This window comes from Shimia sp. (genome assembly GCF_039969785.1).
In the GTDB taxonomy this organism is placed as follows: Bacteria; Pseudomonadota; Alphaproteobacteria; order Rhodobacterales; family Rhodobacteraceae; genus Shimia.
This window is the reverse complement of the sequence record NZ_JBDVNC010000043.1, coordinates 1-7,502: the sequence shown is the minus strand read 5'-3', so window position 1 is coordinate 7,502 and position 7,502 is coordinate 1. Positions and strand designations below refer to the sequence as shown.

Annotated in this window: 4 protein-coding genes and 1 pseudogene; 2 read left to right on the top strand and 3 right to left on the bottom strand. The window is 55.0% G+C overall.

The genetic code is table 11. From position 1 onward, the window contains the following. Positions 1–191 precede the first annotated feature (191 nt). Positions 192–3,575, bottom strand: coding sequence for an adenylate/guanylate cyclase domain-containing protein (locus tag ABJI08_RS19130; RefSeq protein WP_348403453.1), 3,384 nt, complete (start codon positions 3,573–3,575; stop codon positions 192–194). A 248-nt stretch (positions 3,576–3,823) separates the two neighbouring features. Between ABJI08_RS19130 and ABJI08_RS19125 the strand changes: the two genes are divergently transcribed. Further along, the gene (locus ABJI08_RS19125; protein ID WP_348403452.1) at positions 3,824–4,129 is read left to right on the top strand and encodes a hypothetical protein; all 306 of its coding nucleotides are present in this window, start codon (positions 3,824–3,826) and stop codon (positions 4,127–4,129) included. A 58-nt stretch (positions 4,130–4,187) separates the two neighbouring features. Here ABJI08_RS19125 and ABJI08_RS19120 read toward each other — a convergent pair. Then, positions 4,188–5,245, bottom strand: a pseudogene (locus ABJI08_RS19120) (IS110 family transposase). Positions 5,246–5,481: 236 nt separating this feature from the next. Continuing rightward, positions 5,482–6,867 carry an IS1182 family transposase gene (locus ABJI08_RS19115; RefSeq protein WP_348403451.1) on the bottom strand — a complete coding sequence of 462 codons (1,386 nt, stop codon included), beginning with the start codon at positions 6,865–6,867 and terminating at the stop codon, positions 5,482–5,484. 214 nt (positions 6,868–7,081) lie between these two features. On the opposite strand from ABJI08_RS19115, the gene ABJI08_RS19110 reads away from it, so the two are divergent. Next, on the top strand, positions 7,082–7,502 hold a 421-nt coding region (locus ABJI08_RS19110; RefSeq protein ID WP_348403450.1), incomplete at its 3' end, for an alpha/beta fold hydrolase.

The window sequence follows — 7,502 nt, the reverse complement described above, 5'->3', positions numbered from 1 at the left end:
TCGAATGACACTCAAAAATCCCATGTCGATCACTCCAAATCTCCCTGAACAAAAACGTCAGGGCCATGTGTTCACATGGGTCAATTCTCAGTGACAATTTGGGGGGCTACCGGGTCAGTTCTCAATGACATTCAACACTGGCCCTTGCAAAGTATGACATTAGGAGACATTGGCATTCCTCCATTGATGGACTACTTTGCCGTTAAGGCGGTCAATAGCTCATTGGCAATCTTGCAATCTTCGGGGCAGTCGCCATCTGCGATGCTGCCGTGAACGGGTTGGAGGAGAGAGATCGCCTCGGCGGTCTTTCCCTGATCTCGCCACAGGCCCGCCAGGTCGATGGCTGCGCGCAGTTCCCAGAGTTTGCCGCCCTGTCGGCGCGCAACATTGAGAGCGTAGCCAAGGTACCTTTCAGCAGTCTCTTGGTCATCACCAAGCCTGGCTAGGGCCGCCTGTAGCCGATGGAGGCTGGAGAGCGCGACTTCCTCGCCCGTCTTATCGATCATGACCTGTACCAGTTTCGCCAATTCTGCCGCATAGCTGGAATGTCCTAACAACAATGCGGATTGGGCAAGATCAATATGAAGATGCGTTAAATTGGTTGTGAACTTTGTGGAAGCAAACTGTTCATAAGCCTTTCGGTACCTTTCAATGCTGGTTTCGTCGCCATTTCGCGCTGCCATAGTTTCGCCGATAATAGGTATGAAAGCCGACCAAAGCCCCAGATTGTGTTCGTGAGCTTTAGGTGACGCCTCGTTCAAACATCGCTCTACGTCTGAATCGTCTCCGGATATCAGGCTGAATAGCGCTCTCATCATGAGCAAATAGCAGACCGTCTGAATATGACCGGTCGACCCAGCAACATTTTCCGCCTCGTCCATGTGAGCTACTGCGAGTGTTGTCTGCCCCTGGGTCAACAAGTTTAGTGCTTTGAACACGTGGGCCGCAACGCCGATATCTTGTCCAAACTGGCTGGCGAGCCCAGCGTGCGCAACCTGATCATAGTTGGCAAAGGCGACGTCCAAAAACCGACCCGACTGAGCATAATTGCCCATGAACCAGTGCGAGGCTCCAGCAACTCGGTTGGCCACTACCATTTGGGGGGTGTTCGGCGAATTCGCGGTAATTTCAACGAGTGATTCTGCGCTGCGAAGTGCGTCTGCGTGCTGCCCTCGGGTTCCTGCGCTAACCCACAATCCGTAGAGGATTGAATACCGCATCGGGGTCTCGCCCACTTTGTTCGCGAAACCCAACGCTTTTTCAAATGAAGCCAGTGTTTCGTCAGCCGCGTGGCCTTTGCGTGAGAGAAAAGTCATGCTTAGAGAAACCTGCAGCGCAAGCGCGCGTTCATAAGGCGGAGTATCGCTGGTTTCCAGCTGAGGCGTGATCAAACTGATTGCCCTGCCAAGGTGTGAGATCGCTTCATCAAACGCCGGTCTTGCGATAGCAGCTTTGCTGGCGACTTCCCACAGATCGACGGCTCGGTCTGTCTGGTTGGCGGCATCGGCATGGACGGCAAGTACTTCAGGGGCGATGTCGGGGTCTGTTTCCAGCGCGCTCAGAATGCGGGTATGAATCGTGCGTCGACGCTCTTTCAGCAGGCTCTCATATGCAGCGTCGCGGACCAGCGCGTGCTTGAACAGATATGTCGCTTCGGGTGGCAGGCCACGTCGATAGATCAGCTCGGCTGCGATCAGACCGTCCATTGCCCCTGTCAATTCGGCATCTTTCAGAGGCGAGATCTGTGACAGCAGTCGGTAGCTGAACTCTCGTCCGATACATGCGGCGGTCTGGGCGACTTCCTTGATAGGTTGCAGCCGGTCCAGCCGGGCCAGCAGGCTGTCATGCAGCGTTGTCGGAATGGCAATGGCGCGGAGAGGGCCATTGAGAACGTATCGCTCGCCGTCGTCTTTCAGCGCGCTGGATTCGAGGATGGTCTTGGTCAACTCTTCAATAAACAGCGGTACGCCATCTGTGCGCTGCGCGATGATCGCCATGATCTCGTCCGGCAGTGCCTTGCCGTCGGTTAGTTTCGCCACGATGGCGCCGATCTGATCCTTACCAAGGCGGTTCAGCGCAAACTTCGTGACGATAGGATGCCCGCCAAAGCCATAATCGAATGTCGGACGCGCGGTGGCGAGGATCATCATCGGCTGATCTGTGATCCGAGCCAGCAAAGTGTCCAGTAACTCCTGCGATGTTGGGTCGATCCAGTGCAGGTCTTCAAATACCATCAGCACAGGTTTTTCCGCCGCTTGTCGCGCGAGCAACCCGGCCAGAGCCTGCATCGTCTTCGCCCGCTGCTGCGCTGGCGTTAGATCAAGCGCGCCATAGCGGGCTTCGCCGTCCAGTCCCAATAGTGGCGAGACCAGTCGCAGCGTGTCCTGATCAGCTTCAAGTAACGCTTCCAACTTTTTCAGCCGCAAATCAGGGCTGTCAGATGGCGCAATCCCGGCAGCGAAAGACATCTGTTGCGTGACCGGATAGAAGGCGCTGTCCACGTGGTAAGGTGAACACTGGAAGGTGATCCGCGTATGGTCATCCTTGGCGACCTCATCGATAACCTCCTGCGTGATGCGCGACTTGCCGATCCCCGCCTCACCACTGACGATGGCCATCTGACCCTGGCCCGACCGGGTCAGAGCCCAGCGTTCGATCATCAGCTCAATCTCACGCTCGCGCCCAACAATGGCTGTCATCCCGCCTGACTGGCGAGCGGCGAACCGGCTTTGAACGGTTGCTTCGCCCTCCACCCGATAGGCGTCAATAGGACCTGCAATGCCCTTCAGGTCCTGTCCTTTGAGCCGAGAGAGATTAAAGATCGCCCCCAGCAGGCGCTGTGTTTCTTTGGCGACAACCAGTTGGTTCAGGCCTGCAACGCCTTGCAGACGCGCCGCGAGATTCGGTGTTTCACCGACTACTGCAGCCTCCTGCGTCGCACCGCTACCGATCAGATCGCCAACAATAACAACGCCAGTCGCGATGCCAACGCGGGTGGACAGGGGCGTGCCGTTGGGCGCTTTGGTTAACTTAACCGCGTCGATGATGGACAGGCCTGCGCGGACGGCGCGCTCAGCGTCATCCTCGTTGGCTCGGGGCCAACCAAAATAGCACAGCACGCCATCACCCATGAACTTGGCGACAAAGCCTTCGTAGCGGCTAACGACACCGGCGACGGTGTTCTGGTAGCTGGTGATGACATCGCGCATGTCCTCGGCGTCCAACTTCGTCGCCATCTCAGTGGAGCCCACGAGATCAACAAACATGACCGTCAGATGGCGGCGTTCGGCGTCCGAGGAAGATGGTGTATCGGTTGTGGTGACCGACTTCGGAGGTGTTTCGGATTGGGGAGTTGAATCAGATGCCGTGGCAATACTGTCCAGCCGTTGGATTGCTCCCCATGCTTTCCGGCGTGGACCAAGCGGTAATCCAAGTTCCTTAAGATCATCCTCCTCCAAATCAGGGAGGGTTTCAAAATCGATCTCGGCGTCCTCGAAAGTGGAGATATATTTTTCTAGCCCTAGTTCAGCCAGCCATTTCGCGATTTCCGGCAATGTGCTCTTCTCATTTCTCAACGGTAGGCGCCGATTTGGCATCGCCCGAAATTCCCGACATAACACTCAATATCTCAATTCGACATGCGATCACACAACAAAACTAGATTGGCCGTTGAGCTTTGTAGAAACCATCATGAGAGCCGGTAACTTGAATGACAGCTTTGGGTGAATTTGACGTATCAAGTTTCCACTGATCTAGCCTGCTGACGGCATTCTCAATTTGGTCAATATGAACTCATTGTTGTCGTTAGCCGCGCAATGAACCAATGGCCGCAATACCAATGGCCGCAATACGGATAACCAACCGGTCGCTGCGCATGTCTTGGATGTTCCAGTTGCGGGACTTTGCAGACCTTCACTCGGATCAGCCCAACTGGTGCTTTCGGCCCAAATGTATGTACCGGCTGCTGTTCGCAAATGATTTCTTGCATGTTCTCGGAAGTCGCTCACATGTATCCGGCCTGTTGATCGACACGCGGGTCGTGGCCTTGTTGGGGTTACGCACGCGCCGTGATCTCATTAGCGGACAGGTCGATTATGACCTTTTGGGCCGTCTGACTCTGGGGGCGTAATATTTCCGTTCCATGCTTTGCTATCTATCGCGAACTCCTTTGGGATCGTGGTGGTGCTTTAGACGCCAGCCATGATCTCATCTCCGGGCGCATCAAACGCCGTTTTATGTCTCAATATGCTCCACGCCATCCGGGCCAACTTGTTGGCGAGTGCGACGGCTGCCTTATTGCGATGCATACGTTCTGATGCGCGTGTCAGCCATTCACCAAAGCTGAAGTCAGGCCATCGATGCGGGCGCATCATGATGATTTTCGCAGCCTGGACGAACTGCATTCGCAGGTATCTACTGCCGCGTTTGGAGATGCGACCCAAGATCGTTCGCCACCAGTACTGTATTGCCGAGGAACGAGGCCGACCTAGGCCGCAAAGTCGCGACCGCGATCAAAGGCCTCGCCTTCGCCAACCGCCGCTACCATCGTTGTGGAAATCATGGGACCAATCCCTGGTACCGTCATCACGTTGACGCAGTTTTCTTCAGTACGGCTGATCTCTTCAATCCCGGCGGATACTTTTTCGATCCGGTCATCCATCCACATCCAGTCGCCGTAAAGACCAATCAGGATGAGACGCATCCGCGGCGTTATCTCGTCTTTGCGCTCCTCCAGGATCGTCTCAAAGGAATTCTTCAGCGCGCGCAGGCCTTTGCGGACAGTGATCCCTTGTTCGATCAGAAAGGCGCGGATCTGGTTGATTGTCGCAGTCCGACGCGACACTAAACGTGACCGCACACGATGCAACGCCTGTAAGTCGAGCTGATCCTGAGATTTCTCAGAAACCGCTTTCAAGTTCGGACGCAGTGCCGCCTCGGTAATTGCCTCCGCGTCGTTGTAATCGTTCTTTTGACCTTTGTTGAACGGCTTCACATAGATCGCAGGGATGATCCGAGGCTCAAAACCCATCTTGCGCAAGGTCCGGCTGACAAAATGGGCGCTGAGGCAAGCCTCCATGCCCACGATACAGCGCGGCAACTTCTCGAATGTCGCGACCAACGCCAGTCGCTTTATCTGCTTACGCAGAACACGCAGTCCATCTTGGTTAAAAGCAACCAAATGAAACGTATCTTTGCCTATATCGATTCCAATCGACATTAAGTCATCAAATTCAATCTTCGCCATGCTACTTCTCCTATATGCAGGTGAACTAGGCTCAGCCTAACCTGCTGGGTGAAGCAGCCGGTACATCCCAGTACCCGACATTGTTGCACTTTGCGGCGAACGGCTCTTCTCAGCCGATATTGTTGAAAAACACGGCCAGATTTCGCGGATTTCAGGAGCGGTCTTCAACGGCCAGCCATTTGGGCCCCGGCCTCTTCCGGTCTGGCGCCTCTGGTCGGCTGTATTGGCTGTTCACCTCATGCAGGAGCCTCCATTTGGGCACAGCGAGGTCGTAGCTTTGCGAGTTTTCGGAGGTTCTGGGCGATGGCGGCGAGGAGGAATTCATCCTTGGCGCCATTCGGCCCTCGTAATCCGAGCCGTGTCAGATTGAGGATACGTTTGAGGTGGGCAAACAGCATTTCAACCTTCTTGCGTTTGTCGCGAGACACCTTGTAGGCCTTCGTCTTCCTGCTGGAACGAGCGAAGTCCCGGGCGTCTTCATGTGGTTCGCGGGTGATATATCTGGCACTGGCTTTCGGACAGCAGCGCTGCTTTGAGGGGCACGCTTCGCAGTCGGATTTCAAGGCCCGATATTTACGACGCCCAGTGAGGTTCTTGCCCCGGTTCGGGTCGGAATAGTTACGGCGGAACTGTTTGAGGGCATGACCCTCGGGGCAGAGGTATTGGTCATTCTTCTCATCCCATTCGAAGTCGGCTCGTGACCAGGTGCCGTCCACACGATTGGATTTGTCGAGCACAGGGATGAACGGGATGATGCCACGCTGCTTGACCAGCCAGCCGAGATTGGCGGCAGAACCGTAGGCCGTATCTGCCGCCAGCCAGTCCGGCCTTATCCCAAAGCGATGTTCGGTGCGATCCAGCATGGTTTGAGAGGCACCAACCTCAGCCTGACGGATTGCTCTTGTGGCCTCAACGTCCATGATCACTGAGCTTTTGGTGTCGGTCAGGTAGTTGGTGGCATAGGCGAAGTAGGGCCTGCTTTCGTCAGCACGGGTCCACTGGGCTGCCGGGTCGGACTTGGCGACAAATTTCGGCTGGGATGGCGAAGCGGCCCCGAAAGCGGCATCATCGAGCGTTTCGAGATACTCTCGTGCAGCCCGGTTCCCAGCCTTTCGAGCAACCTCAGGCCCCCAGTCCTTGGCAGCTATCGACCGGGTCTTGTTTGCATCGGCCGGTATCAGACTGGCATCAACGGCCAAACCTTCACCCGAGACCAAATCCTCCTTCAGGCACCTTTCGACGGTCGCCTCGAAGATCTGACGCAAAAGATCGCTTTCACGAAACTTGCCGTGCCGATAGCGCGAGAAAGTGGAATGGTCCGGCACCTTGTCGTCCAAGCCCAATCGACAAAACCAGCGATACGCCAGGTTCAAATGCACATCCTGGCAGAGGCGGCGTTCTGACCGGATACCCATGGCATAGCCGATAACAAGCATTCGTACGATCAGTTCTGGATCAATCGAAGGCCGACCCGTGTGGCTATAGAAGGGGCGAATTGCTTCACGCATCCCATCCATATCCAGAAACCGATCAATCTCGCGCAACACGTGATTGGTAGGAACGTGAGCATCCAGATCGAACTCGTAGAACAGCTGCGCTTCCGTCTTCCGAACACCCATCATCGCCAAATCCTCCAATCCCCTCAAAACTGAGTGACTCAAACGACTTGCCGCACTGCAACAAAGAGTTTTTCAACACCATCGGCGGAATCCGGTCATTCGCTGCGTTTCTGACTAAGGTCTGCTATGCGGGCAATGTGGACGTGTCGCGGTTTGATGTGACACAGCTAGATTTCTGTGCAAATCTGACAGGGTTTTAACGGTCCTGAGGTTTGTTATGACGAACGTTTCTAGACGAAGTGCAATTGCGATTGGTGCAGCATCATTGGCTGCCCCCGTTTTAGTAAAGAGCGTGAGCGCGAATACAACAAGTGCAAGCATAGTTTTGGTACACGGTGCTTGGCACGGGGCGAGGGCATGGAAAGATGTAGTGCCGTTGCTGACGCAAAAAGGCTTTCAGGTGTCAACCCTGGATTTGTCTGGATTAGGAGCCAGTTATCATCGGCAATCACCAGATGTTGGGTTATACGTTCACGCAAAAGATATTCTAAATCATTTGTTTTTCAACGATATAAGCGACGCAACGGTAGTTGCCCACTCCTACGGAGGAGGCGTTCTGTCTGAGGCATTGGTGGGCGATACGGAAGGACGAATTGGCCACGCACTTTATCTTGATGCCTTCCGGTTGGAAGAAGGCC

Bases quoted from the DNA above. Each gene is read 5' to 3' on its own strand.
- ABJI08_RS19115 (WP_348403451.1), bottom strand. From the start codon at position 6,867: ATGATGGGTGTTCGGAAGACGGAAGCGCAGCTGTTCTACGAGTTCGAT.
- ABJI08_RS19125 (WP_348403452.1), top strand. From the start codon at position 3,824: ATGGCCGCAATACCAATGGCCGCAATACGGATAACCAACCGGTCGCTG.